Consider the following 26828-nt stretch of genomic DNA (forward strand, 5'->3'; position numbering starts at 1 on the left):
CTTTTGGGTCAGACTGCACTAGATGGAGGAGTAATAACTAATGAATAAAAGAGTAATCGTTATAATTTTAGACAGTTTAGGTGTTGGTTATATGGATGATGCAGTAGAATATCATCCCCAAGATGTTGGTGCAAACACCTTTTATCACATTTTAGATGCCGTTCCATCACTTCGGATTCCTACTTTTGAAAAGTTAGGAATTAATAAAGTCCTGAATCATCCAAGTTTAGAAAAGAAAGAAAACCTGGCCAGCTACGGTGTATTAAAACTTATGCACCATGGTGCTGATAGTTATGAAGGTCATAATGAAATAATGGGCTCAAAGCCTAAAAAGGCCTATCTTGCCCCTTTTATCGATAATATGACTGAAGTTCGAACTGCCCTTGAATTAGATGGCTATAAAGTAAATATTCCTAATCGGGATCTCCCCTATTTATTGGTGAATGATTTGGTCATCGTCGCAGATAACATTGAGACTGATTTTGGACAAATTTATAATGTGAGTGCGCCGCTGGACAATATATCCTTTGAGGAAGTTCTAAAAATAGGCGAATGTGTTCGGAGAAATGTGAGGGTCAATCGAGTAATTGCGCTAGGCGGTGAGAACGTAACACCTGAACACCTACAAAATTCAGTGGAACTTCGTGAAGATGGATTGGTTGGGGTTAACTCACCAAAGTCAAATGTATATAAAAAGGGATATCAAGTTCGGCACTTAGGGTTTGGCATTTTACCTGATCAACAATTGCCAACTTTGGCTGTTAAAGAGGGAGTAGAAGTTTCTCTCGTGGGTAAAATGCAGGATGTGATCTATTGTGAAGGGGCAAATAAATTCCCTGGTGTTGATACTGAACAAGTAATGAAGGATATCCTAAATCAAATGGACCATGTTCAAAATGGATTAATTGCTGCAACTATACAGGAAACAGATTTAGCTGGGCATGCTCAAGATCCAGAGCGCTATGCTAACCGGATTTCGTTAGTAGATCAATATTTAGCAACAATAGTAGAAAAAATGACGGAACAAGATTTACTAATCATAAGTGCAGATCATGGAAACGATCCTACCATCGGCCATAGCCAGCATACACGAGAAAAAACATTCTTGTTAGTCTATAATAAATTGCTTAAACCAATGAATCTTGGAGAAAGAGAAACACTTTCTGATATAGCTGCAACAGCGGCTGAATATTTAGGGCTTGATGCCACTGAAAACGGGACGAGTCTTTACAATATCAAGGAAAGTAACAAAGGAAATTAGATTGGAGAGATATTAATGTTTTTAGACATAACTCAACAACGCAATCCGAAGTTAATAGAAGCTTCCTTAGAACTACATCAACAAGGCGCTATTTCTCCAAATACGTACGTACTAGATCTGGATACCATAAAATCGAATGCTACTCTTTTAGCCAGAGAAGCCAAAAAACAGGATATTGAATTATTGTTTATGTCCAAACAATTCGGTCGAAATCCGTTGGTAGCTAAAGCTATTGTTGCGGCAGGAATTGAAAAAGCAGTGGCTGTGGATCCGTGGGAAGCCCTCACTCTCAGCAAAAATGGAATTAAAATTGGTCATGTTGGACATCTTGTTCAATTGCCAAAAAGAATGATACCGAAGATTTTAAATATCGAACCCGATTTTATCACCGTTTTTAGCTATGAAAATGCAAAGAATGTTAGTGATGCTGCAAAACTGGTGGGAAGAATCCAAAAAATTTTCTTGCGCATTGCAAACATTGGTGACTTTATTTATAACGGTCAAGAGGGTGGTTTTACTCTTCATCAGCTCCAGGAAGAAGTAAAGAAACTTGAAGAGTTGGATGGTATTGTTATAGCGGGATTAACGAGTTTTCCTTGCATATTAATACAAAACGATACTCCTGCCGTTACACAGAATGTCAAGTCGATGCAACTGGCAAAAGAATTGCTTCAGCAAAGAGGACATCAACATTTGCAGATGAATATGCCGAGTGCAACTTCCGTATCAACGATACAATTGTTAAAAGAAAACGGAGCAACTCAAGGAGAGCCAGGACACGCTCTTACTGGTACGACCCCTTTACACGCAATCCAACATTTAGAAGAAAGACCAGCAATGACATACGTTTCTGAAGTTTCTCATTTTTATCAAGATCGAGCTATTGTCTTTGGAGGCGGTTTTTATCCGCGTTCCCATATGCAAAATGCTTTTGTAGGGAAAAATATAAATAGTTTGAAAAAAGTGCCTATCATAGTAAATGACCCCTCCAATATCGATTACTATGGAACATTAAATACACGTGATGTCAAAATTGGTGACACTGCCATATTTGCTTTTCGTACTCAAATATTTGTCACTCATGCCCAAATAGCAATTGTAAAAAATCTTTCAACTAAACCGGAACTTCTTGGGATTTATGATGCAACTGGTAATTTAGTAAATTAAGAGAAAAAGGCGCTAAACTTTAAATAAGTTGAAGACTCAATGATACATTAACTTCTTTTAACTTGTGGGCTAAGCCCCCTTCTTCCTACTCGCCTGTATATCCAATGACATAGGCAGTGGGTCCACCATAATAAGGATGTGTGATAGTATGTATCGAATTGTTTTTCTGGATATTGATGGAACTATTTTAAACTCTAATGAACAACTTGAAGAAAGACTCATTGAAAACATCATTAAGTTACAACAAAAGGGTATATTGGTAGCTTTAGCTTCAGGAAGATCTTTGGTTGCTTCAAAAATATATGGAGAAAAATTTAGATGCTCGATATATGTAACATACAATGGGAGCTTTGTCATTTCGAATAATGAGGTATTATATGATGTCAAAATACCATCACAGTTAGCTTTTAATTTATGCAGCAAAACGAAAGAATACAATGGTGCTTATTTTCATTTTTCATATAAGACTTCCCGTTCGAATCGTCCCCAGCCTGATATTGAACATTTACTGCCACAAGCTACACAATCTAATCTTACTGATACAAATCGCGACGCTCACCGCTTAGCCCTTTATCTTGATTCTACTAAAGACCGTGAATCCCTTAGAGCTGAAATAACGGATGAATATGTTTTTGATGAAGGCAATCGATTGGAAGTTTATCCGGTTGGATCTAAATGGTCTGGCATTATACCTATCTTGAATCGGCTGGGAATTTCTGCGAGTGAAGTAGTGGCAATTGGTAATGGCATAAATGATATAGAGATGCTAGAAGCAGCCGGATTAGGAATCGCTATGGGAAACTCACCTGATTACGTAAAAAAATGTGCGAATTTGATAACTGAGGATAATGATCACGATGGTGTTGCATTAGCATTAGAAGAAATATTTAATTTATAAGCCAATAATCAATAAGTAACAAACCATGGTAATGGTCCCACGGTCGAACCCTAATGGGAACACCTACTTATAAATAGTTTGCAAAAAATAAAAATAGTTATTGGAAATAAAGAAGCGTTATAGATACCTCAGCAATCTTAGGCAACTTGGAAAGTGTATGAGACCTGAGTTCGATAATAGTATTTAAAGGAACGTAGGATAAAACGATAATTTTTTCTAAAAATTTAGGAGTGTTAAGATGAAACTTGTTAAAGTTAGAAATCCTGAAGAGATGAGCGCTTTTACAGCAAGACGAATCATTGAAAAAGTAAGTTCTTCCTCTATGTTATCACTTGGTCTTGCAACAGGGGGTACACCTGTTGGTACTTATGAATTTTTAATTGATGACTATAAGAAGAAAAAAACAACCTACAGGCATGTTTTTACGTATAATCTAGATGAATATGTTGGATTAGAATCTAGCCATCCAAATAGCTATCATTATTACATGTATAATCATTTATTTAATTACATTGATATACCAAGCAAAAATGTAAATATTCCTAATGGTATGGCAAGCAATCTGAAACAAGAAGCTATAAGCTATGAAGCAAAAATAGACAAAGTACGTGGTGTGGATTTACAACTGTTGGGAATCGGTGAAAACGGACATATTGGTTTCAATGAACCTGGAACAGCGCTAAATATGCCAACACATGTGTTGGCTCTTACAGAGTCAACCCGGCAAGTAAATGCACGTTATTTTAATAATTATGATGAAGTACCAAATCATGCAATCACAATGGGCATATCAACTATTTTAAAAAGTAAAGAAATAATACTTCTTGCTTCTGGAGAAAGTAAGGCAGAAGCAATATACCGCATGTTTACAGAAGAGGTAGGTAGTAACTGTCCAGCTACTGTACTAAGAAACCACTCAAATGTGGTAGTAGTTGCAGATGAGAAGGCCGTCTCCAAATTGGAACATTATTTGTATTGTTAATGTTTATCTGGGGTGTTTAGTTCTAAAACCTTAATAATGTTCATTTTCATAATGTAACTATTTCTGTCCGAGAATAGTTACTTTTTTTGTCTTTGTTTCCTCTTACTTTGTGATGAAAAGATATATATCGTTCAAAAGGTAGATGAAAGATTGCAAATCCAATGTTATATAATAAGTGCGAAAGAATCAATAACGGAACAGAAAGGAGCCTGCAATGATAGTCCTTGAAAATGAAGCATTAAAAGTAAGTATCTCCACTTCCGGTGCAGAAGTACGTGAGGTTCTAAATAAAAAAACAGGGCTGAGTTATCTGTGGAGCGGCGAAAGCACGCATTGGGGAAGAGTGTCGCCGATACTGTTTCCAATTGTTGGGCGGTTAAAAAAGGATCAATATAAGCTGAATGGAAAAACATATCACTTGTCGCAGCACGGTTTTCTGCGAGATGTTGGATTTACTGTTCAGGCGCAGCATGTAGATCATGTTTCTTTCTGCTTTGAGTCGTCTGATGATTTTTTGGATGTGTACCCGTACCGGTTTCAGGCAGTAATTCACTATGCATTGAAGGAGCAGTCACTGAACGTCCGCTGGGAAATTAAAAATGAACAGAAAGAGACAATGTATTTTTCCATTGGAGCTCATCCTGCATTTAACGTGCCGCTCACAAGCGAGGAAAAAGCGGAAGAGTATACGTTAGCTTTTACATCGGCCATTGGCAAACGCGTCACGCGATATGAACTGGCCAAATCATTGATCAAAGAAAAAGAATCGGCTGAAACGATTGAGCCGATCTCTATTCAAGCGTCTTTATTTAAGAATGATGCATTTATATACAGTCACATTGACCATGTTTCGCTTTTATCAGACCGGACAGGTCATGGAGTTGAAGTTGACTTGGCTGCTTTTCCATTTGTCGGAATATGGTCGAGCTACAATCAATCAAATGGCACGATGGCTCCGTTTGTATGCATTGAACCTTGGTACGGTCTTGCCGATACGGAAGACACATCTGGTCAGTTAAAGGAAAAAATAGGAATTAATAAGCTTGAAGCAGGCGGCTGGTTTGAAGCAAACTATACGATGACATTCATTTGACATTTTTTAGAGTATGACAAAATAAAAACATACTAAGATTAGTAGCACAGACCAAGGCCATTGTTTGCTACTATATTTTGTAGTAGAAGTAAATAAAAGGTCGAGTCAACCACTAGAGTTATTTTTGGATATAAACCTCATACTTTTTCTTATAATGTATTTACATTCTGTTCTTTCCCATTTAAACTCTAAATCAAAAATGTTGATTTGAAGACATTCAAAGTTACCATTGCATTTCACTAATCATCATCTTACAATCCCTTATAAATATGGTTTGGACAATGATTACATCAGAAGCTAATCAAACCTCATATAAAATAGGAAGAAAGACATTTTAGACGTAAAAGTACACTTTTATAAACATGCTAAACAGCCCTTGTCTATTAATAGTAAGGGTAATGCTGTTTAGCATGTATAGTTTCTCTAAGGAATAGAGAGTGTAAGCTTTTTACTAGTGTCTAATTGACGCGGGTAAAATCGTTATTTATAAAATGTAGATGATGTATTTCTTAAATACTTTTTTTGGTTTTTTATACTTTATGACTTTACTGTTGAACAAATAAAGATTTGAGGGAGTTGAAGAAGGAGATATATTAGGGGTACCGCCAGCAAATCGGAAAAAAAACACGCTAAGAAAACTTTTGAATGAGAAAAGCCGATTTTTCCTACGCTAAGGAATGATCGGCTTTTCTATTATTGGGGTCCGGTAGCTTTACGATATTTATTCTTATAACTTGAAATAACGAAGGCTATGAAGAGTATGTCGTGCGAGTACAAACATCTTCTTTTCGTTTTTTTAACGTCCTTTACAAAGGGTACAGTTTAAATATCTGGCTGACCTTATAATACGAAAGGGGCAGCATTCCTGTAATACTGAAAATGAGGTTTGAACGGAAAAAGACCTCTTGATAAGATGAATGTGTCCTAAGCTGGCCAGCTAAAAAGGACAAAAACATCTATTTGGAGGTCTCACAATGAATTATAACCAAAATCACAAAATCTCTCAAATTACTTCTGAAACCTTAATAGTCGGAGTAGATATCGCCAAGCACAATCATGTCGCGAGAGCACAGGATTTTAGAGGATTGGAACTGGGTAAAACGTGTTTTTTTGAAAATACGAAAGCAGGATTTCATTCGTTTCTAGATTGGATTAACCAACTTGTTAAAGGGTATAAGCTAAATCAAGTGATTGTAGGCATGGAGCCAACCGGTCACTACTGGTTAAATCTAGCTCATCTTCTAAAAGAGAATAATATTAAGTTCGTATCTGTCAATCCACTACATGTTAAACGAAGTAAAGAATTAGACGATAATTCACCTACAAAGAATGACGTGAAAGATGCAAAAGTCATCGCACAGTTAGTCAAAGACGGAAGATACGCCGAACCGACAATTCCACAAGGAATTTATGCAGAACTCCGAGTGGCAAAAAAACTTCGCGATCTTCTCAACGTTGATTTACAGGTCGTTCACGGACAAGTTCATAACTGGCTTGATCGTTACTTTCCCGAATTTTTGACGGTGTTCAAAAGTTGGGAAGGCAAGACAGCTATTCATTTTCTAAAGCTAGAAGCCTTGCCACATGAACTTGTAAAGTATACGGATGAAGAGCTCTTACTTTCTTAAAGACGAGTGGTAAAACGCAGTATAGGCTTAAAGAAGATACGAGCACTTAAAGGAGTAGCCAATCGTTCGATGGTATTCGTCAAGGGGCAGCTATGGCGAAATTAGAGTTGAGAGCTTTACTAGAGAAGTATGATTTTATTCAAATGAAATTCGAAGAATTAGATCATCAATTAGAACAGTTATTAAGACCATATCCCAGGTGTCACACAGATGTTAGAGGTGTCAGGAATCGGTCGAGATACAGTAGCAGGGTTTTTCGCAGAGGTCGGCGACCTCAGAGACTATCAACATCCTCACCAAATTGTAGGGATAAAAGGTACTGGAAAGACAGCCAACCTTATAAAACTTAAAAATGAGCTCTCCTCGGGGCAGGTTAGTTGAATACGGAAGGACTATTAGAAAAATTACAGAATAAATAAGATTAGAGAAAAAAATTAATTAATTGAACAATAAGGAGAATTTAAATGAATAAAGCTCGCAACAATAAAATGAAGAAAACGTGGAAGTTAATTGGCATATTCATAGTACTCTTCTTTGTTTATTATAGCTTTTTTTATTTTCCAACTGTACCAACCGCTTCGATAAAAAATGAGCATAAGACATATGAATTGAAAGCAAAAGATTATGATTATAGTGCTTTTGGCAAAAGTATTACAAAAAATCTTACTTATAAAAGCGTAAATGAACTAGATACATATTTACAAAATGAACCAGAAATGACGGTCATTTCTAACCATCATTTTACTTATAAAAATAGTGCATCAACTACTGCTACGAACATATTTTTTTACAGTGTAGATCGAAATAAAGTTATACCACGTTTTGAAACCGAATCAACCGTTCAATCCATTTCAGAACCTGGTCATTATATTCTTGAATACTTATCTGAATTTGAATCAGGAAAAGTAGCAAGTTATTTTGTTAAGATTAATGTAGTAAAATAATAAAAATATCAAAGAATTGAAGCAAAAAATCTGAAATTCCTTATGTAACTAAACCAGCCAATAGTTTGTCAATATTTTTCAATAAAACCTTAAAATATTTCATGCTATACTAAATTTGTGCATACCAAATAACCTTCCAAGTTTCTGTGTTTGGAAAGTTCTGGGTGGTTTAGTTATACTTTCAAACTAGGCTATCTTGGAAAGGTGAGTTGCTTTTTAAAAGTGCATAAATCCAATGTAAGAGTTTATTGGCACATGCTATCACAGCTACTTTAAAGGGCTTTCCTTCTTCACGTTTCTTATCATAAAACTCTCGTAATCGCTTGTTACGAGGGATGATTTCATCTGTCGTTTTCTTCTTGCGACAATTACGAATGGCACATTTAACAGCCATATACAAGGCGTGTCTTAGTCTGCCAGAACCTCTTTTGGTAATCCGATTTACTGTGCCTTTAAATTTACCTGATTCAAAGATACTTGGATCAATTCCGGCAAATGCCACTAGTTTTTTAGGGTGATTAAACCGTTCAATCTCTCCAATTTCAGAAATAATCGTTGCAGCGATTTTTTCACCGATTCCAGGGATGGATTGGATAATCTTATATTCTTCAATTTCTTTTGCCAAAGCATCTATCTCGTCTTCAAATTTGGATAGGTGCTTTTGGTATTCTAGAAGCATTTTTATATACATTTCAAGGCTTAAAATGTGACTCTGATATAAGGTTCTCTGAAAAGGGTTTCGAGCTGAGGCAGCCGTAAGTTTCTCTGCCTGTGTATTTGCCCACTTTTTAGAACGACTTGGACATAGTTCATTAATCCTATTTGCTACAGTTTCTTCACCGACTGCTAATATGTCTTCAGAAGTAGGGAATTCTAATAGAGTAAGCAAAGAAACAACCGAATACAAATCTCCAAAAACCCCTCTATATTCAGGAAATACTTGATCAAGAACAGCCTGGAACTGTAGTTTTGTTTGTACATAGATACCTGTTATATTTTCGTGTTGTCTTGAAAGATTACGAAGATTTAAGAGTTGTATCCCTCGTTTTTTATAAGGCTCTAAATCCTCTTTATAGTACAGCTCGCAGAGGTGACGTGCATCGATTATATCTGTCTTTACTTTGCGTAAACTTGAGCTCTTCGCACGATAAGAAATGAGTGGGTTAACGACAATTAATAAGTAGCCTCTCTCCTCAAAATACTGTACAACTGGCGTATGATAATGCCCCGTGGATTCCAATACAATCGGAGGTTTGATTCCTGTTTTATTTTCTATTTTTCTCAGAAACTGAAATAGCGTTTCTAATCCTTCAATGGTATGTGTAACTTTGAAACTGCCTTGATAAGGCTTCTTCTTTTCCAAGAATGCTTGAACCTGACTTTCACCTTTAGCTACATCCAGACCAACCACTGGATTCATTTTTTATCTCCTCCAAAAACATAATATTTGCCGGTAACCCCTAATCCTTCTTGCAGTATCATAGCTTCGCTTGTTATACGAGATCTTGGTCCCAACCAGCCAAATCATGTTTAAGCAAGTAGGGGGCGAACTGTTTAGTTGACGGGATCTTAAGCCCCACGGGCAGGTACGTTCTACCCCGGCTACCGTTATAATAAAACTATATAAAAATTGGTCAACCAGAAATATCTGGCTGACCTAATAATACGAACGGGGCAGGTTACTTGAAGGGGTACCACCAGCAAAACGCGGATTTACAACGTTAAGGGAATTCGGAAACAAAAATAGCCGGTTTTCACCACGATAAAGTGTAACCGGCTGATAGCTATCATTGGTTTAACGGTCGTAATGACTCTAAGGTAGTAACTCCTTTTGGGTCAAAACGATACTCGCCAAGAAAGTTGATATGCTCCCATCCCAATGGAGCTTTCAACTTTTTTGAGCTGATACTGTAGATCAGGGCCAATTAATTGAATAATGTTTATTGAATAAACAGGCATCATTAACTTAAGAAAAGTAATGTATAAAGTTTTAATGATATACTTAAAAAAGGAAAGTGGGGAGACATTATGTGTACTCCAAACTTACTACATACAGATAGGGCATAGGAGGCTGTCATGCCAAGAACAAAGTACGTAGAAATATATGAAGATTTAAAAAAGAAAATTGAACAGAATGATTATCAGTATCAACAACTCCTTCCTTCAGAGAATACATTGATCATAGAGTATGACTGCTCAAGAAACACATTACGAAGAGCAATCGGAAATCTTGTAAACGAAGGGTATGTACAAACCAAGCATGGGAAAGGTGCCCGCGTGATTTATCAAGATTTTAAGGGAAATGAATATATGTTTGGTGAGACGGAAACGTTTAAGGAGTTTGCTATTCGAAACAATAAGAAACATCGGACAGACGTCACCGTCTTTGAGGAATTGGTTGTAGATGAAGGCATTCATGAGCATACCAGGTTTCCAATCGGTGTTGAAGTGTATCACCTGAAGCGTGTCCGTTATTTAGAAGGCAATCCCGTAATTATGGATTATAATTATTTTAGGAAAGATATTGCTAAAGGATTAACGATTGAGGTAGCAGAGGATTCCATTTATGAATACTTAGATAGAGAGCTGAACCAACGGGCGGTCACTGCAAAGCGGAAAATGGTGGTAGAAAGAACTACTGAGATGGATGAGAAATATTTAAAATTAGATGGGTTTAATAGTGTTGTCGTTGTGACCAGTCATGTTTTTAATGCGGATGGAGTGATGTTTGAACATACTCAATCAAGGCATACTCCGGGTAACTTTGTGTTCTTCGACCAAACACAGCGAAAATAAGAAAAGTGTATGAGATGAAGTTCTCATACACTTTTTTAATTAATTTGCCAGTTTTGATGCTAAATGGATAAACACGCTGGACGTCCACGTATGGGCAAGGTCTCGCAATCCTTCCCCCGTTTCAGCATGGAAGTTTTCCGCAAACCCTCCATATTTACAAAGCTCTAGGAACTTCTCGGTTACTTCATTTGCTAATTGTTGTTCGCCGCATTCTTCAAATGCTTCTATAAACAAGAGAGTGGTAGGAGCGATTGGTCCTCTCCAGTAAGCGTCCTCCTCATAATAAGGACTGTCGATGGCTTCCGACGCAATTCCCCACTTTGTTAAATACCTTTCGCTCTTTAGAAGATTGAGGATGTTCTTTTTAGCAGCTTCAGGAAGTTTGTTTCCCAAGATAATTGACATTAAAGGCAGGATTCCTTGGCTCTCAATTACTTTACCGTCTCTTGTAAAGCGAGCAAATGGAAGGTCCTCAATAAGGAAATAGTCGCAAAATTTCTGCATGTATTTTGTGGATTGTTCTTCCCAATATTTCTTATCTTCTACTTTATCAAGTTTTTCTGCCACAACAGCCAGCATATCCATCGACTTAATCAAGAATGCTGTTAAGTCTGAATTAAAAGGCATGAGCCCAGTAGATTACCGGGTTCATGCCCTCAGGGCTGCCTAATTAAATAAAGTGTCTAACTTTTTGGGTTCACTTCATAAGTGGTCTCTTTTATTTCTTCAAAAAATCAACATTATTGTTTAACAAAGCCTAACAAAAAAAGATACGGCAGGTAGGAAATAAAAACTGGCAGTTATTTATTTAAGTACTCTGAATAATCATAGTGCTTTTATGGTTCAATTAGATTAAAATGAAGCAGGATATCTTTACTAAACGAGAGAAAATAGGGGATTTATTATGATGAGCAAATGTATTTTAGCAGCAAGTGTTATCTCAATCGGATTGCTTGGAGCTTGCAGTCAAACAGAAAAAACAGAAGATACAAAGGCCACGGCTGTGGCAAAAGAAGAAACGGAAACTGTAGTTTCAAAAGAATGGAAAGATTTAACGGTGGCGAATGATATAATTGAAGGACCTCAATCAGCAAAAGAGTTTATTTCGATGTATGACGAATCTTTCAATGCAAATGTTGAAATCGCGTTTAATCAGCGAACTGAAGATGTCTTATCTACTATCGAATACTACTACTATGAAGAATCTATATCTCTAGATAACTCTCTTCTAGATTTACCTATCGTAGTCGAAGGCGAGTCCATAGAAAAAGACTTCAAAAATATGAAGTCTCTATCGTACATCATTAAAGGAGAACAAGCCAAAGTTTTAGATGGGGTTACCTTACCAAAAAGTCATCCCTCGGAATATGATGAACAAAAGTATTGGAATCCACCGACTAAGAGAATGAAACAAGCTATCAAGTACATGAAAGGCTTGTTAAATGACCTTGATATTGCAATAAGCGAAGGTAAAGGAGAACTGACTGGATACTCATACCAAGCTGGTGGTAAGAAAACCGACGAACTTGAAGAATTTATCAAAGGTTCTAATCAAGATAGAATAGATGCTCGTGAAGCAGCTATCACTCCAGAGCTCAAAAAAGTGGTTAAAGATAATTTCGAGTATTTTGACAAGATTCTCAATAGCGATTACTTCTACAAATCTCGAAATGCTGACGAAAACGACCCAATTTTTGACGAAGGTAAAGAGGATGTTTGGCTAACTGAAGAAATCAAATCAGAAGTGAAAAAAAGAGCTGATGAAATTGAAGCTTTAATCCCAACCAAAAGTAGTACTCTTGATCGAGATTTAGGAAATGTTGTTGGAGAAATGAGAACAGGATTTGATTATGAAAATGGTGGAGATATTTACATGCCTCATAGAATCCTTTATGGCTTACATGCCGGTATGAATGGATATAGATATGTTGAACGAGACGAAAATGGAAGAAAAAGACTTGATCCAGAAGGGAATTGGACAGAAACTTTTACTGATGAAGAAGTAGGTTATTAAAAGAAGAAATCGATCGGTAGTTCGAAATCTGTTCCAAAGCTGGCACATATTGTATATACGATTTTACATAAAAAAACGAGCCTACGATCCTTGTTATTCAGGGAAGTAGGCTTTCATTATCTTTCGTATTGTGAGAAAAAGATATTCAACCTTTAACGAGACCTGCTTAAAGGGGAATGTTGATGAGTTCAACAGATAAATCGAGAGGGGAAATCAACGTTGAAAAAAATAATTATTACATTGTTGGCAACAAATCTTTTTACAAGTATCGCAGCAACACCTTCTAGTATTGTAAAGGCAGAAGAAACGTCATCTGTTGTAGCACCCGCTGCGCTGGATCTCACTCATTCCCCGGCTATTATCCAATACGGTTAATAGGTAAAAAGCAACCTGGAAAATCGACTTGCGGCTCAAGTCCTTTCCACATGGACTATCTGGTTTCCGCAATTGCTCACTACAAAATAAAGAGAAATTTTCCAAATAGATACAAAATCGACACAGACTACTTCCTAACAAACTTCTTTTGGTTCCCTCTCTCAGCTAGAATTTCTTTCCCCTACTTAAAAACATTTCAATTCTGATACTTTACAATCCTGAGAGATACTAAGACGTACGTTTTTAATGAACTAATTCTCTATCACTCTAATTGTCCTAAAAAAACTATAGTTTCAGATAAGGGTACAGTACAGTCAGAAAAATGTGGATTTATAATGTTTAGGAAAACGCAGTTGCCTGAATATCCCCCCTTAATATATAAGGCCGTGTTAAAGAATATAATACCACTCTATCATCATGGATTAATAGGTGAGGCAAAATCATAACATCTGGATCATTCAACTTTAAAAGAAGATCTAATAAATGAAGAATAAGAGAACAATTCCAATATACGGCGCTTTAAATGGAGAATGATATTGTAAGTAAGCTGCTGATTGTAGTACGAAAGTAAATGTGATCAAGAAGCGGCACATGAAAACTTACAAAAAAGGCAGCTTTACATTAGAGTAAAACTGGCCTACGGTTTAGATAGTTCGTTCGTTTTATTGCTTTCTATGAAACGGTTTATATCATTTAGCTGTTGATTCCAAAGTAATTTAGTTTACTTTTTTGGCAAATCCAATTGCTTATTAAGTGCGGCATGGGCTACCTTTAAGCTTCTTTGAATATGTTCACTCATTTTTTCTTCGGTTTTTAAAGGATCTCGGTTTCTCAGAGCGGTGTAAATTTGAATGTGATCTTCAACCAGTTCAGGAAAACAATCTGTACGTTCCTTAAGGATACAGTTCCGAATATAGAGTACTTTAGTTTTAATTACTTCAAATAATTTAATAAGCTGCTTATTTAGAGATGCACTTGCAATAATATCATGGAATTGTTGATTTAAGCATGTAAGCTTCTGCTTGTCGTTTTTTCTCAGAGCTTCCTTTGATTCAATAATAATTTGTTCCAATTCGTTTAATTGGTCCTCTGTGATATGAGTGGCTGCCAGTTTTGCTGATAGTGATTCAAGGCTTTTCCGGCATTCATAGATATCTAAAATATCTTGAGCATTAGGGTTATAAACTAATAAGATATTACCACTTTGAACAAGCATGTCATCTTTTGTAAGCATTCGAAACGCTTCGCGAACTGTCCCTCTGCTTACCCCAATATATTCTGCTACCTTGGTTTCGACTAGACGTTCTCCGGGCATGTATTTTCCTTCCATAATCATTTCTTTAACAATAGTATAAACCTGGCTATGAAGCGGTTCAGTTTTTGTAATTCCCCTCATAACAATCCTCCCACGGTATGTAAATAATTTGAACTTTCACTCATTGGTGAAAGTTTTTGAAACGGTTACTTCTTAGAATATTTATAGAGGGCTCCCTAGATTCTCCCTTGTCTGCTTATAAACATCTTAAAAGTTAATCAGGAATGCTTCTTCTGACGGTAAAAGGCTTCTTGTATTTATTGATTTGTATCATTATTTATTAACAATAGTTTACTATACTTCATGTGTAAGTGAAAAGCTAGAACAGTAAACCCTCGCTCCGTAAATTTACACCATGCAAATAGACTTAAGATGATTTAAATAAGATGATTTAATTATAGAGTGAATATGTAAGAATAAAAAGTCAGAAAATTTAGTGTTAACTGTTGACAGTCTACCATTTTGAGATTAAAATAAAAAAATGAAATCGCTTACCAATATTTTGTAGATTTAAGCGCAAGAACGCTGATATACAGTTTCTTACAGAATTTTAGATTTATATACATAATTAATAATTCTAATTCAGGGGATGTTCGACATGGCAAAGAAAGCACTTGAGGGATTAAGAGTTTTGGAAATGGGACAATTGATTGCGGGACCTTCCGCATCAAGACTGTTAGGTGAATTTGGAGCAGAGGTAATTAAGGTCGAAACTCCTGAGACTGGTGATCCGATCCGAACATGGCGTGTTGTTGAGAATGGAACCAGCCTTTGGTGGTATGTTCAATCTCGAAATAAAAAATCAATCACGATTAACCTGCGTGAAGCTGAAGGCCAGCGATTAATTCGTGAACTTGTTAAGGAAATTGATATTTTAATAGAAAACTTCCGCCCAGGAACAATGGAAAAATGGGGATTGGGATATGAAGATTTAAAGGCAATCAACCCACGTCTGATTATGATTCGTGTATCAGGCTATGGACAGGATGGGCCATATCGTGATAAGGCCGGATTTGGTTCGATTGGTGAAGCACTAGGAGGACTTCGTTACATAACTGGTTATCCGGACCGTCCACCTACACGTGTAGGGATTAGTATTGGTGACTCATTATCTGCTCTTTACTCCGTAATTGGGGCATTAATGGCCGTTCATCATCGAGATGTAAACGGAACTGGAGAAGGACAAGTTATCGATGTTGCACTGTATGAATCTGTATTTAGCATGATGGAAAGTACACTTCCTGAATTTGACCGTGCGGGAGTAATTCGTGAAAGAACGGGAAGTACGCTGCCTGGAATCACCCCATCTAACACATATTTATGTAGTGATGGAAAATATGTTGTTATTGGAGCAAACGGTGATGCTATATTCAAACGTCTTATGAATGCAATGGGTCGCAGTGATATCGCGGAGGATCCTCGTTTTGAAAATAACTCGAAACGCTCTGAGCATGCAGATTTCTTAGATGCATTAATCGAAGAATGGACGAAGACTATGCCTTTTGATGAAGTAATGACATGTTTAGATGATGCAAAGGTTCCAGCCGGTGCGATTTACTCCATTGAGGATATTGTGAACGATCCGCATTATCAAGCCCGTCAAATGATTCAAGAAGTGAACGTTGAAGAGTTAGGGACATTAAAAATGCCAGGAATTGTGCCTAAAATGAGTGAAACACCTGGTAAAATCGAATGGGCAGGCCCGAAATTAGGTGAGCACACTGATGAAGTGTTATCAGAGAAAATCCATTTATCCGAAGAACAAATCAAAAGCCTGAAGGAAAAAGGAATTATCTAATAAGGGGTTGGATGATAATGGGAATGACTATGTCGGAAAAGATCTTGGCAAGAGCCTCTGGACAGCCTGGCGTGAAAGCCGGGGATATTGTATGGGTCAATGTAGATATTGCGATGATGCACGATTTGCTCGGACCCTGGCTGGTAGACGGTGGCTTCCGTCGTCTAGGCGGGAAATTGTTTGATAAAGAAAAGGTTGTCGTCGTTTCTGATCACTGTACCCCACCAGCAACCGTTCAACAAGCAGATATTCTGAAGTTCACGCGGGAATGGGCACGACAACAAGAACTTCCATACTATTACGAATTTGAAGGTCCTTGTCATCAGGTAATTATGGAACACGGTCATGTCCGTCCGGGGCGATTGATACTTGGAACAGATTCTCATACGTGTATGGCCGGGGGGCTAGGAGCTTTCGCAACCGGTATTGGTTCCACCGAAATGATTGGGGTCTTATTGACAGGTGAAACCTGGCTAAAGGTTCCAGAAACTATCAAAGTTATGTGGGATGGGGAATTGCCTCATGGTGTGTACTCCAAAGATCTAGTACTTAAAACAATCAAAGATATTGGACATGCAGGAGCAACGTACCAAACCATTGAATTTTCCGGCAGTGCCATAAGAGGCTTATCCATGGATGAACGCTTGGTTTTATCTAATATGGCGGTTGAAGCCGGTGCAAAAACAGGGCTGATCCAACCAGATGAAACTGTTGCTGAATTTTTACGCTCGAAAGGTGTTCTCGAAGAACTTGATATGATAAAGAGTGATGATGATGCATCTTTTATCACAACCTTACATTATAATGCTTCTGAATTAGAACCCCAGGTAGCCTGTCCGCATGAAGTCGATAATGTTCATCCTATTAGTGCAGTAGAAGGAAAAGCAGTGGATCAGGTATATTTAGGTTCCTGCACAAATGGTCGATTAGAAGATCTGCGGATTGCTGCTCAAATCCTGAAGGGGAAAAAGATCTCTAAAAATATTCGTTGTCTCGTGGTACCAGCCTCACAGCATATTTGGATGCAGGCAAATAAAGAAGGAATTTTGGACATTTTGACGGAAGCAGGATGCTTTGTAAACATGCCATCTTGCGGCGCTTGTGGAGGATTCACCAGCGGAGTCATCGGGGCAGGAGAGGTGGTCATGTCTTCGTCGAACCGGAACTTTAGAGGAAGAATGGGTTCTCCAAAAGGTGAAGTGTATTTAGGATCTCCTGCTACAGTCGCTGCCACTGCAATCGAAGGAAAAATCGCTGATCCGCGTAAATATCTGCGAAAGGAGGTTAGGGTATAATGTCACTTATCATCCGAGGTCGTGTATGGAAATATGGGGATAACATTAATACTGACATCATTTCACCTGGGCAATACATGGGTTTGCCTGTAGAAAAACAGGCCGTGCATGCCATGGAAGCGATTGATCCTGGTTTTGCGGGAAAGGTTCAGGCTGGTGACATACTGGTAGCAGGAAAAAATTTCGGGTCAGGCTCCAGTCGGGAAACGGCACAAATGGTATTGAAGCATTTCCAAATCGGCGCAATTATTGCAGATTCCTTCGCACGTATTTTTTATCGGAATTCGATCAATGTTGGTCTTCCGGTAGTGGAAATGATGGACACCTCTGTCATTCAAGAAGGTGATAAGGTTGAAGTCGATCTTTTGGCTGGTAAAATCATTAACCACACGCAAGGGACAGAATACAAAGGTACAAAACTCCCTGAACATTTAATCGAAATGGTGACGCTTGGCGGTTTAGAGCCTTATCTAGCTAAGAAACTAGGTATCTCGTAAGTCAGAAAGGAGATGTTAACCATGAATTTACCAAAAACGGTAGAGATAATTGAAGTTGGACCAAGGGACGGCCTTCAAAATGAAGCAAACTTTATCCCAACAGGAAAAAAGATTGATTTGATTAATGCGTTAAACAAAACCGGCATTAAAAGAATGGAGGCTACATCTTTTGTACATCCGGTGTATGTACCCCAAATGAAGGACGCTAAAGAAGTGCTGGAAGGTATGGAACGCGAACTTGATGTGCAGTATATGGCCTTGATTCCGAATGAAAAAGGCTATGACCGAGCGATTGAGAATGGGGTAAAGGCCCTTTCTCTCGTAGTAGGAGCAAGTGACAGCTTTAATCTGAAAAATGTCAAAATGACCAGTGAAGAATCCATCACGAAATTTGTTAGTGTGATTGAGAAGGCAAAAGCAAATGGTATTTTCATTCGGTTTAATATCGCAACTTCGTTCTGGTGCCCTTTTGAAGGAAAGGTACATCCAGATGTGGTATTGGAAATCGTTCGTCGAGTTGACAGTTTAGGTGTTGATGAAATTGTTGTTTGTGATACAATCGGCCGTGCAAATCCGGCACAAGTTCATAATTTATTCGAGCAAATCTCAAAGGTGCAGCCGAAAGCGATGATAAGCGCACATTTCCATGATACATATGGCTTTGCGCAGGCAAATATTATAGCAGCCCTTCTAGCAGGGGTTACACGTTTTGACACTTCCGTTGGAGGCCTTGGAGGATGCCCGTTTGCCCCAGGTGCGGCAGGAAACGTCGCTACTGAAGATGTAGTATGCATGCTGCATGAAATGGGGATTGAAACAGGAATTGATCTTCCTTCCCTTCTTTCTTGTGTAGAATTAGTAGAATCGTTAACCATTCGTGAATTAAAAGGTCATTACCATAAAGTCAAAGCATGATCCAACAAAAATATCATTTCATTAGGAGGAAACAATTATGAGTAAAAATTATCGAGTAGGTCTAATCGTACCAAGTTCAAACACAACAATGGAAACAGAAATTCCGGCCATGCTTCATTCTAGAATTCAGGTAGAACCGGAAGAGACGTTCACATTCCATTCATCACGTATGCGTATGATGCATGTTAATCCAGAAGAATTGAAAAAAATGGACGTGGATAGCGTACGTTGTGCAGTTGAGCTTTCTGATGCTCGTTGTGATGTTTTAGCATATGCTTGTTTGGTTGCCATCATGTGTCAAGGTCCTGGATACCACGAAATCTCTGAAGAACGCCTTGGAAAGGCAACTGAAGAAAATGGTGGGGCAGCTCCAATGGTCAGTAGTGCTGGTGCATTAATTGAAGGCTTAAACACTATGGGTGCGAAAAAGGTTTCTATCATTACACCGTATATGAAGCCTCTGACTAAAACAGTTATTGAATATTTAAACGCAGCTGGTATTGAGGTAATCGATTCTATCAGTCTAGAAGTGGCAGACAATCTCGAAGTTGGCCGTTTGAATCCTATGAACTTGATTGAGCATGCAGATCGTTTGAATATTGAAGGTGCAGACGCTGTGGTATTATCGGCTTGCGTTCAGATGCCTTCTCTTCCAGCGATTCAAGCGGTGCAGGATCGTATAGGGGTACCGGTTCTATCTGCTGGAGTTGCTACGGTTTATAAGATTCTTAAGCAATTGGGCTTGAAAACTGAAGTTCCGAATACTGGAGCATTGCTATCAGGGAAGTATTAAGAAAAGCGAAGCTAATCAACTGGCGAAAAGAATAAAGAATGACTCAGAATTTGCCGTCCTTTTTCTATAGGACGGCGCCAGCCGAATATTTAATAGGATAGGAGAACAAAAAACGATGAGAAAACAATACAAAATTGCCGTTATTGCTGGAGATGGAATCGGTTCGGAAGTATTGACCGAGGGAATCAACGTATTAAACAAAACGGCAGAGCTGGACGGATCGTTTGAGTTTCAATTCACCTATTTTCCATGGGGCTGTGAATATTACCTGAAGCATGGAAAAATGATGGATGTTGATGGATTAGAACAGCTAAAGGCGTTTGATTCCATTTATCTAGGAGCAGTAGGGTATCCGGGTGTTCCGGATCATATTTCCTTATGGGATCTTTTGCTTAAGATACGCAAAGGCTTTAATCAGTATGTAAATATCCGTCCGATTACACTTCTAGAAGGAGCGCCATGTCCGTTAAAGGATGTAAGTCGTGAGCAAATTGATATGTTAGTCATCCGCGAAAATAGTGAAGGCGAGTATGCAGGGGTCGGTGATTGGTTATTTAAAGGGCAGCCTCATGAAGTGGTCTTGCAGACTGGGGTATTTTCTCGCATAGGTACTGAACGGATTATTCGCTATGCCTTTGAAGAAGCAAGAAAACAGGGAAGATCTTTGACGAGCATTAGTAAAGGAAATGCATTGAATTATTCCATGGTTTTTTGGGATGAAGTCTTTGACGAAGTAGCCAAAGAGTATCCTGATGTGAAAACTTATTCATATTTAGTGGATGCTGCTGCAATGTTCTTCGTGAAGCAACCATGGCGCTTTGAAGTGGTTGTTACTTCCAATTTATTTGGAGACATCGTTACCGATTTAGGAGCCGCCATTGCAGGGGGACTAGGACTTGCAGCAGGTGCAAATATCAATCCAGAACGAGAATATCCATCCATGTTCGAGCCAATTCATGGATCCGCTCCTGATATCGCAGGAAAAGGAATAGCTAACCCATTGGCTTCGATATGGTCCGCTAGTCAAATGTTAGATTTTTTCGGTCACGAGGACTGGGGTAAAAGAGTTTTAAGTGCCATGGAAAGAGTGATGATTGAAGCAGAGGTATTGACACCAGATATGGGTGGGACTTCTAGCACCACTCAAGTTGGAGCTAGAGTTATAGATGAAATCCAAGATATCCACACTAGTGATATATCGACTGTTCAACCTACCCTATAATTTTTATAGAAGTGAATTCTGAACTAATGGTTGCAGAACTGGGATTATTCTTCAGTTATCAGGTGTTTATACAATAAAGTCATGTAAGAAACTAAATCACTTCAAAGAAAGCTTTGAGTTAGTGTTATAAGCGATTTCAAGTCTTAGAAGTGACTCTGTTTACAGCAATGGAAAAAAGAAATTGGAGCTTGCATAGTTGTAAGCAGTGTCCTACTAAAAATTTTGTAGGTTTTTAATGTAGACTGTTAACGGTAAATGGTTGAGATTTTTTATTAAACAGAATATTTTAAAATTTTAAAAAGTGATTAGGGGAATTATAATTCTTTTGAGTCTCGACCGCTACATGTGAAGCTTTCAATAAACTTTAAGAAAAATAGAATCGAGATTTAGTGAAGAATACAAGATGTAAAATCTCAAGGGACTGAAAATTATTGGCACTTAGATTTCAAATATTCATTATACCTATTTCTATAATTAAGTAAAAGAGTAGTCTGAGTCCTTAGTTATGAACGAATAAGTTGTTCGGGTGACGATAGGATTATTTTTTTGCGAACCAAATGTAAGCGTTTTACATATAACGGCGGATAAATGAATTTTGTGAATACTGTGCAGAGGCTGGTCATGTAGATTATTGATTAAGATTACATAATTGATAGTTGGTTCAGGTTGGCAAAAAATTTACAATTTATTTGAGTGTAAAGATCTATAGGCAGTTTTCATAGTATTTCATTGAATGTAACGGGGCTTTTCCGGTACCAGATTTGTCACCCAAAAACGTTAGCACACATTTAATTAGGAGGCGAATAAAATGAGTCTAGAACTTATTACAATTTTTGTGCTTTTAGCCATGTTCATTATCGGTTCCGTTATTTCTGTTAACATGGGTATTTTAGGAATGGTTGCTGCTTTTGTCGTCGGTACGTATGTCAGTGGTTTAGCTGTAGAGGATATCTATGCCGCTTTTCCTATTGACATGTTTATTCTTCTCACAGGGGTCACCTACTTGTTTGCAATTGCACTAAACAACGGTACTCTTGACTTAATTATTTCCGGGGGGCTCAAATTGGTTAAGGGTAACGTTGGCCTCCTGCCTTGGGTATTATTTTCACTTGCAGCGTTGTTATCGGCAGTTGGAGCATCAACCGTTGCAGTTGGCCCTATTTTATTCCCAATCGCTTTAAGATTAGCTCACCAACATAAGATTAATCCGATCCTGATGGGTACTTTGATTTCTACTGGAATGTATGCCGGTTCCTTCTCGCCACTGAATATCTTCGGCTTGGTTGTAAACGGTATCATGCATTCGGAAAAAATCCCACATTCACCTATAATGCTTTTCATCAACAGTTTTATTTTTTATGTATTAATTTCAATCGTTATATTTATAGCTTTCGGAGGACTTCGTTTACTTAAGCACACTACAAGTGCTCAATTGGAAATAGCAGCTACAACTGAAGGGAATGCCGGAAGTATTCCTAACGAAAAAGAAGACCATGCTACTTTATGGTATCAAGTTGCGACACTTTTCGGTATCGGTCTTCTTATCACTATGGCTCTTGCATTCGAAATGAACATGGGCTTTGGCGCATTGATGATTGGTCTGGTTCTTGGATTTATGGCCCCTTCAAAACAAACCCAAATTATAAAGCAAATGCCATGGGCTGTAATGATCATGGTAACAGGTATCATGACATATGTAGGGGTAATGGAAAAGGTTGGAACGATGGACTACATGACTGAACAAATCGCAAGCGTAGGTAATCCTGTACTTGCATCTCTTATGGCTTCATATGTTGGTGGGATTATCTCAGCGTTTGCTTCTACAACAGGTTTCCTAGCGGCTGTCATTCCACTTTCGGCTCCTATCTTACAGGATCCTACTATGTCGTCAATCGGTGTAGTTTCTGCACTAGCTGTAGCAGCCAGTGTTGTGGACATCAGTCCTTTCTCTACAAACGGGGCACTAATTATGGCAAACGTACAAGGGGTAAATGAGAGTCTATTCTTCAAAAAGCTATTAATGATTGCTGGTCTCTTCATTGCAATTGGACCAGGACTAGCTTGGTTGATTTTCGTTGTTATCGGAACACCTTGGTAATAGATAAGATTATTAATATAAAATTGACTCTGCCGCTGATGGAATTTGGAGTCTCGCTTTAACACATCAAAAGAAGCAATGGAAATTGTTTTTGATCCAGATAATGGACAATATGGATGTTTATATTAACAGCACTTCGACTAGAAAAAGTTGGGGTGCTTTTCCTTTTGGTCGCTAGGCTGGAGTACATGCCTAGAATTAAATAATTTATTAACCTAATGGACTTTGTCCGCTTGAAGGAGCAGATGCTGTTGTATGGTAACAATCTAATTATTTATTATGTTCAGTATTATCCGCTTCTGTACAGATGCCTTCCCTCACAGCGATTCAAGCTGTGCAAGATCGTTTAGGACTGCCGGTTCTATCGGCAGGAGTTTCTACTGTATGTAAGATCCTAGCAATTAAACCTTAAGAATGAGGTTGGGAATGGAGGACACTTGCTATCAGGGAAGTTTTAACGGAGTCAACAGAATCCAGAAGGATAAAAATTAATAGAGGGTGGAGTCATTAAATCAATCCTTTTTTAGTGGATTTAAAAAAAGTATAATAACAGTTCTATTAAATAGGTTAATAAAAACTATAATAGTGTAAACGGTTGACAGTAAACATATAAGTCTGTATATTATAATAGACATAATATTTTAAAAATTCAGTACTAAGGAAAGGGGATACAGCCATGCAGATTATACGTCCTGGGCCACTTCATGAGCAAGCCTATCAGATCCTTCTCACTATGCTTTTAGAAGAGGAATATCAACCTGGGGAACGTTTGGTAGAAACAAAATTAGCAGAAAAACTTGGAGTAAGCCGAGGAACCATCCGAGAATCAATTCGGATGCTAATAAAGGATGGCCTTTTAATTCAGAATGAAAGCGTTATCAGCGTTTATAAACCAACACTTCAAGATGTTATTGATCTATACGAATGCCGAGAAAGATTAGAATCCCTTGCTGCTAAATTAGCAGTTGAAAATATGACAGAGTCTCTTGAGAAACAAATTAATGAAGTCTTAATGAAGTCAAAAAAAGCTTTAGCAGAAGAACATCCATCTAAATTAGTTGAATTAAATACACAATTTCACGAACTGATCATTAGAGCTTCCCGTAATAATCCACTTATGGGGTTGTTGGAAACGATTAGGACCAAGAGCTTATATATGCGTAATAATATTCTTCGGGACTATTATTTGACTTCAAATCGTAAGAGCTATATTGGTGAACATGAACAAATCTTCAAGGCAATTATAGAACAAGATCCAATTAAAGCCGAAGAAGAGATGAGTAAGCATATTAATAATGATTTAAGTGCTTTCAATGATTTATTTAAAAATAAAACGTTGGACAATGTAAATATTTGTAACAAATGATAGTTTGGTGAATTTCGGAAAAGTTTTAAAGATTATTAAAAATATAATGATTTTCAAGATAGGTTTTACAAGATCTTGGAGGTTTACGAAGGGAAAAATATCATGGCTAAAAATGAAGCAGATGATACTTTATTTAAAGAAAGAGGATTTGGAAAATTATTAGGATTCGGTAAGAAACCAGGATTGGTAGTCGTGGATATCATTACAGGATTTACTGATCCTACAATGCCTATGGGTTCTGATTTAACCCCACAGATTTCTCAAGTTAATAAGCTTTTACATACTATGCATACACTTAATCTTCCAGTATTCTTTACTACCATTTCTTACGATGATGATACACTGGCGGATGCTGGATTATGGCATCAAAAGATGGAAGGGTTACACACATTAAGAACTAGCACGGAAGCTGTAAAGGTTGATAGCCGACTAGACTTTCGGGCAGGAGATAGCTTAATTGTTAAAAAATATGCCTCAGCCTTCTTTGGGACAGACCTAATTTCACGCCTTAATACAAACGATATTGATACAGTTATAATCGTTGGGTGTACTACATGTGGATGCATTCGTGCCACAGCTGTGGATGCGCTGCAATATGGTTACAGACCGATTGTAGTTGAAGATGCAGTAGGGGATCGCTCATTGGCCTCGCATGAACAAAGTCTGTTTGATTTACAACAAAAATATGCTGATGTCATAAAAACGGATCAAGTCATTGAAACTGTGACATCTAAATATGCCCCTATTTCATAAAGTGGCCATAACACTAAATAATAACAACTTAATTTTTTTCAAAGGGGGAAAATAGAATGGAAGCAACCATTTCACAGCGCCTAGATCGACTTCCTGTTAAAAAGATCCATAAAACAGCAACAATATTGATTGGTACAGCCCTATTCTTTGAATTTTTCGAAGTGTTTTTAACTGGTGTTTTGGCCTCAGTTCTCCAAAATGAATTTCAAATAGATAAGGGTTTGATGCCTCTTATGTTGGGCTCTAGTTTCTTTGGAATGTTTTTTGGAGCAATCTTCCTAAGTCGGGTTGCTGATAAATACGGTCGGAAAAAGGCGTTTGTCATCAATTTGTCTATCTATTCTGTGTTTACCTTTTTAATAGCGCTGAGCCCAGACGTAACCTTTATTATTCTGTTTAGATTCTTAGCAGGGGTAGGTCTTGGGGCACAACCACCACTGTGTGCAACATATCTGAGTGAAATTCTTCCGGCTTCTAAACGCGGAAAATTTATTGCTTGGGCCTATACGATCGCGTTTCTAGCGATTCCAATTGAAGGTTTTTTAGCAAGACTTCTCGTTCCTCTAACCCCCCTTGGAATTGATGGATGGCGATGGATGTTCATAATTGGATCCATTGGAGCTATAATCGTATTTTTACGTATTAAAAAATTGCCAGAATCACCTAGATGGTTAGAGTTAGATGGACGGAAAGATAAAGCAGAGGAGATCATGAAACAATTTGAAGGAAATGATAACTGTGTTAGTGAGACTCCATTAAAACAGATAACCAGTCCAGCTAAAGCTAAAGTCGCACAACATGCACCCTTTTCTGCTATCTTTCAAAAGCAATATATCAGGCGAACTTTAATGATGTATATATTCCAAATATTCCAAACAGTTGGATATTATGGTTTTGGGACACTCGCACCGATCATTTTAAGCTCCAAGGGATATACAGTTACTTCATCTCTAGAGTACACAGCCCTGTCTTTCCTTGGATATCCTTTAGGCTCTTTGCTTGCTGTGCCATTGATTGAACGCATTGACCGCAAATGGTTAATTGTCCTGACCGCCTTCGGTATGGGAGTGTTTGGCATGACGTTCGGCATGGCTGAAACCCCATTCCTCATTGTGTTTGCAGGATTTCTATTTACAGTAGTCAGCAATATCTTTACCAGTACCTTTAATGTTTTCCAAGCTGAGATTTTTCCAACATCGATTCGAGCGACAGCATCCGGAAGCGCATACAGTTTGAGCCGTTTAACGAGTGGATTACTACCATTTATCTTACTGCCAGTGTTACATGCAAGTGGAGCAACGACAGTGTTTATGATAATTGCAGCAGCGATGTTAATTCTTATACTGGACATTGCCATACTTGCACCACGGACAACAGGCATATCCCTGGATAATGTCGAGGAAAGTACACATGCATCTTAAATAGGTGCACCTTGTATGTCCATTATACTATAGGCATTGAATAGTGAACTGGAATTCTTTAAGGGTTTTTATCTGATTGCTCATTTTGCATTTTGTATAGAAAGGTATGACACCTCGCAATATTCAAGACATGAAATTTTTAGGAGCTGATACAAAGATTGATGGCACTGTATCAGCTCCTTATAATCGTCGGAAAA

General features: G+C 37.9%; 22 protein-coding genes and 1 pseudogene. 20 read left to right on the forward strand and 3 right to left on the reverse strand.

The window, feature by feature from the left end; translation table 11 throughout:
• The first annotated feature begins 40 nt into the window (after nucleotides 1-40).
• From ABIE66_RS10835 to ABIE66_RS10870, 7 genes and pseudogenes are all read left to right on the forward strand, one after another.
• Complete coding sequence (locus tag ABIE66_RS10835) at nucleotides 41-1261, forward strand: phosphopentomutase (protein ID WP_370014678.1); 1221 nt, start codon at nucleotides 41-43, stop codon at nucleotides 1259-1261.
• 15 nt (nucleotides 1262-1276) lie between these two features.
• Nucleotides 1277-2428: a YhfX family PLP-dependent enzyme gene (locus ABIE66_RS10840; protein ID WP_289324686.1), complete on the forward strand. Its 1152-nt coding sequence runs from the start codon at nucleotides 1277-1279 to the stop codon at nucleotides 2426-2428.
• A gap of 148 nt (nucleotides 2429-2576) precedes the next feature.
• Nucleotides 2577-3326, forward strand: coding sequence for an HAD family hydrolase (locus ABIE66_RS10845; RefSeq protein ID WP_260357368.1), 750 nt, complete (start codon nucleotides 2577-2579; stop codon nucleotides 3324-3326).
• Between the two features lie 238 nt (nucleotides 3327-3564).
• Nucleotides 3565-4308 carry a glucosamine-6-phosphate deaminase gene (gene nagB, locus ABIE66_RS10850; protein WP_289324687.1) on the forward strand — a complete coding sequence of 248 codons (744 nt, stop codon included), beginning with the start codon at nucleotides 3565-3567 and terminating at the stop codon, nucleotides 4306-4308.
• Between the two features lie 214 nt (nucleotides 4309-4522).
• On the forward strand, nucleotides 4523-5401 hold the full coding sequence (locus ABIE66_RS10855) for an aldose 1-epimerase family protein (protein WP_289324688.1): 879 nt from the start codon (nucleotides 4523-4525) through the stop codon (nucleotides 5399-5401).
• Between the two features lie 974 nt (nucleotides 5402-6375).
• Nucleotides 6376-7365 (forward strand): annotated as a pseudogene (locus ABIE66_RS10860) (IS110 family RNA-guided transposase); the annotation flags it as partial.
• A 128-nt stretch (nucleotides 7366-7493) separates the two neighbouring features.
• The gene (locus ABIE66_RS10870) at nucleotides 7494-7973 is read left to right on the forward strand and encodes a hypothetical protein (protein ID WP_370014681.1); all 480 of its coding nucleotides are present in this window, start codon (nucleotides 7494-7496) and stop codon (nucleotides 7971-7973) included.
• A 181-nt stretch (nucleotides 7974-8154) separates the two neighbouring features.
• Here the strand turns inward: ABIE66_RS10870 and ABIE66_RS10875 are convergent, their stop codons facing one another.
• A complete protein-coding gene (locus ABIE66_RS10875) occupies nucleotides 8155-9393 on the reverse strand; it encodes an IS110 family RNA-guided transposase (protein ID WP_370014682.1) in 1239 nt (412 codons plus the stop codon).
• A 656-nt stretch (nucleotides 9394-10049) separates the two neighbouring features.
• Between ABIE66_RS10875 and ABIE66_RS10880 the strand changes: the two genes are divergently transcribed.
• A complete protein-coding gene (locus tag ABIE66_RS10880) occupies nucleotides 10050-10769 on the forward strand; it encodes a UTRA domain-containing protein (protein ID WP_144553238.1) in 720 nt (239 codons plus the stop codon).
• 39 nt (nucleotides 10770-10808) lie between these two features.
• Here ABIE66_RS10880 and ABIE66_RS10885 read toward each other — a convergent pair whose 3' ends face one another.
• Nucleotides 10809-11396, reverse strand: coding sequence for an MGH1-like glycoside hydrolase domain-containing protein (locus ABIE66_RS10885; protein WP_370014683.1), 588 nt, complete (start codon nucleotides 11394-11396; stop codon nucleotides 10809-10811).
• Nucleotides 11397-11676: 280 nt separating this feature from the next.
• On the opposite strand from ABIE66_RS10885, the gene ABIE66_RS10890 reads away from it, so the two are divergent.
• Both ABIE66_RS10890 and ABIE66_RS10895 read left to right on the forward strand, forming a co-directional pair.
• Nucleotides 11677-12783, forward strand: coding sequence for a hypothetical protein (locus ABIE66_RS10890; protein ID WP_289324693.1), 1107 nt, complete (start codon nucleotides 11677-11679; stop codon nucleotides 12781-12783).
• 219 nt (nucleotides 12784-13002) lie between these two features.
• Nucleotides 13003-13158: a hypothetical protein gene (locus ABIE66_RS10895; protein WP_289324694.1), complete on the forward strand. Its 156-nt coding sequence runs from the start codon at nucleotides 13003-13005 to the stop codon at nucleotides 13156-13158.
• A gap of 721 nt (nucleotides 13159-13879) precedes the next feature.
• Here ABIE66_RS10895 and ABIE66_RS10900 read toward each other — a convergent pair.
• Nucleotides 13880-14554 carry a GntR family transcriptional regulator gene (locus ABIE66_RS10900; RefSeq protein WP_289324695.1) on the reverse strand — a complete coding sequence of 225 codons (675 nt, stop codon included), beginning with the start codon at nucleotides 14552-14554 and terminating at the stop codon, nucleotides 13880-13882.
• Between the two features lie 517 nt (nucleotides 14555-15071).
• On the opposite strand from ABIE66_RS10900, the gene ABIE66_RS10905 reads away from it, so the two are divergent.
• The 10 genes from ABIE66_RS10905 to ABIE66_RS10950 all read left to right on the forward strand — a co-directional run bounded on the left by ABIE66_RS10905 (nucleotide 15072) and on the right by ABIE66_RS10950 (nucleotide 26631).
• Nucleotides 15072-16271, forward strand: a complete 1200-nt coding sequence (locus tag ABIE66_RS10905; RefSeq protein WP_370014684.1) for a CaiB/BaiF CoA transferase family protein — start codon at nucleotides 15072-15074, stop codon at nucleotides 16269-16271.
• A gap of 17 nt (nucleotides 16272-16288) precedes the next feature.
• Nucleotides 16289-17566 (forward strand): 3-isopropylmalate dehydratase large subunit, encoded by a 1278-nt coding sequence (locus tag ABIE66_RS10910; RefSeq protein ID WP_370014685.1) that lies wholly within the window; start codon nucleotides 16289-16291, stop codon nucleotides 17564-17566.
• Nucleotides 17566-18063 carry a LeuD/DmdB family oxidoreductase small subunit gene (locus ABIE66_RS10915; protein ID WP_260357383.1) on the forward strand — a complete coding sequence of 166 codons (498 nt, stop codon included), beginning with the start codon at nucleotides 17566-17568 and terminating at the stop codon, nucleotides 18061-18063. Before ABIE66_RS10910 ends, ABIE66_RS10915 begins: the two co-directional genes overlap by 1 nt.
• A 21-nt stretch (nucleotides 18064-18084) precedes the next feature.
• Entirely contained in the window at nucleotides 18085-18978 is an 894-nt protein-coding gene (locus ABIE66_RS10920) for a hydroxymethylglutaryl-CoA lyase (protein ID WP_260357384.1), read from the forward strand.
• 37 nt (nucleotides 18979-19015) lie between these two features.
• The gene (locus ABIE66_RS10925; protein WP_289324698.1) at nucleotides 19016-19771 is read left to right on the forward strand and encodes a maleate cis-trans isomerase family protein; all 756 of its coding nucleotides are present in this window, start codon (nucleotides 19016-19018) and stop codon (nucleotides 19769-19771) included.
• A gap of 115 nt (nucleotides 19772-19886) precedes the next feature.
• A complete protein-coding gene (locus ABIE66_RS10930) occupies nucleotides 19887-20993 on the forward strand; it encodes a tartrate dehydrogenase (RefSeq protein ID WP_370014687.1) in 1107 nt (368 codons plus the stop codon).
• Nucleotides 20994-21801: 808 nt separating this feature from the next.
• A complete protein-coding gene (locus ABIE66_RS10935; RefSeq protein ID WP_289324700.1) occupies nucleotides 21802-23091 on the forward strand; it encodes an SLC13 family permease in 1290 nt (429 codons plus the stop codon).
• Between the two features lie 676 nt (nucleotides 23092-23767).
• Nucleotides 23768-24457 carry a GntR family transcriptional regulator gene (locus ABIE66_RS10940; protein ID WP_370014688.1) on the forward strand — a complete coding sequence of 230 codons (690 nt, stop codon included), beginning with the start codon at nucleotides 23768-23770 and terminating at the stop codon, nucleotides 24455-24457.
• 102 nt (nucleotides 24458-24559) lie between these two features.
• Complete coding sequence (locus tag ABIE66_RS10945; protein ID WP_289324702.1) at nucleotides 24560-25210, forward strand: isochorismatase family protein; 651 nt, start codon at nucleotides 24560-24562, stop codon at nucleotides 25208-25210.
• 56 nt (nucleotides 25211-25266) lie between these two features.
• Entirely contained in the window at nucleotides 25267-26631 is a 1365-nt protein-coding gene (locus tag ABIE66_RS10950; RefSeq protein WP_289324703.1) for an MFS transporter, read from the forward strand.
• The last annotated feature ends 197 nt before the right edge of the window (nucleotides 26632-26828 follow it).

The organism is Peribacillus sp. B2I2, from assembly GCF_041261685.1.
Lineage (GTDB): Bacteria > Bacillota > Bacilli > Bacillales > DSM-1321 > Peribacillus.

Coding starts and splice junctions, on each gene's coding strand:
- ABIE66_RS10920 (WP_260357384.1), top strand. CDS start 18,085: ATGAATTTACCAAAAACGGTAGAGATAATTGAAGTTGGACCAAGGGAC.
- ABIE66_RS10950 (WP_289324703.1), top strand. CDS start 25,267: ATGGAAGCAACCATTTCACAGCGCCTAGATCGACTTCCTGTTAAAAAG.
- ABIE66_RS10840 (WP_289324686.1), top strand. CDS start 1,277: ATGTTTTTAGACATAACTCAACAACGCAATCCGAAGTTAATAGAAGCT.
- ABIE66_RS10880 (WP_144553238.1), top strand. CDS start 10,050: ATGCCAAGAACAAAGTACGTAGAAATATATGAAGATTTAAAAAAGAAA.
- ABIE66_RS10835 (WP_370014678.1), top strand. CDS start 41: ATGAATAAAAGAGTAATCGTTATAATTTTAGACAGTTTAGGTGTTGGT.
- ABIE66_RS10870 (WP_370014681.1), top strand. CDS start 7,494: ATGAATAAAGCTCGCAACAATAAAATGAAGAAAACGTGGAAGTTAATT.
- ABIE66_RS10940 (WP_370014688.1), top strand. CDS start 23,768: ATGCAGATTATACGTCCTGGGCCACTTCATGAGCAAGCCTATCAGATC.
- ABIE66_RS10910 (WP_370014685.1), top strand. CDS start 16,289: ATGGGAATGACTATGTCGGAAAAGATCTTGGCAAGAGCCTCTGGACAG.
- ABIE66_RS10945 (WP_289324702.1), top strand. CDS start 24,560: ATGGCTAAAAATGAAGCAGATGATACTTTATTTAAAGAAAGAGGATTT.
- ABIE66_RS10905 (WP_370014684.1), top strand. CDS start 15,072: ATGGCAAAGAAAGCACTTGAGGGATTAAGAGTTTTGGAAATGGGACAA.
- ABIE66_RS10935 (WP_289324700.1), top strand. CDS start 21,802: ATGAGTCTAGAACTTATTACAATTTTTGTGCTTTTAGCCATGTTCATT.
- ABIE66_RS10875 (WP_370014682.1), bottom strand. CDS start 9,393: ATGAATCCAGTGGTTGGTCTGGATGTAGCTAAAGGTGAAAGTCAGGTT.
- ABIE66_RS10890 (WP_289324693.1), top strand. CDS start 11,677: ATGAGCAAATGTATTTTAGCAGCAAGTGTTATCTCAATCGGATTGCTT.
- ABIE66_RS10930 (WP_370014687.1), top strand. CDS start 19,887: ATGAGAAAACAATACAAAATTGCCGTTATTGCTGGAGATGGAATCGGT.
- ABIE66_RS10845 (WP_260357368.1), top strand. CDS start 2,577: ATGTATCGAATTGTTTTTCTGGATATTGATGGAACTATTTTAAACTCT.
- nagB (WP_289324687.1), top strand. CDS start 3,565: ATGAAACTTGTTAAAGTTAGAAATCCTGAAGAGATGAGCGCTTTTACA.
- ABIE66_RS10925 (WP_289324698.1), top strand. CDS start 19,016: ATGAGTAAAAATTATCGAGTAGGTCTAATCGTACCAAGTTCAAACACA.
- ABIE66_RS10885 (WP_370014683.1), bottom strand. CDS start 11,396: ATGCCTTTTAATTCAGACTTAACAGCATTCTTGATTAAGTCGATGGAT.
- ABIE66_RS10915 (WP_260357383.1), top strand. CDS start 17,566: ATGTCACTTATCATCCGAGGTCGTGTATGGAAATATGGGGATAACATT.
- ABIE66_RS10855 (WP_289324688.1), top strand. CDS start 4,523: ATGATAGTCCTTGAAAATGAAGCATTAAAAGTAAGTATCTCCACTTCC.
- ABIE66_RS10900 (WP_289324695.1), bottom strand. CDS start 14,554: ATGAGGGGAATTACAAAAACTGAACCGCTTCATAGCCAGGTTTATACT.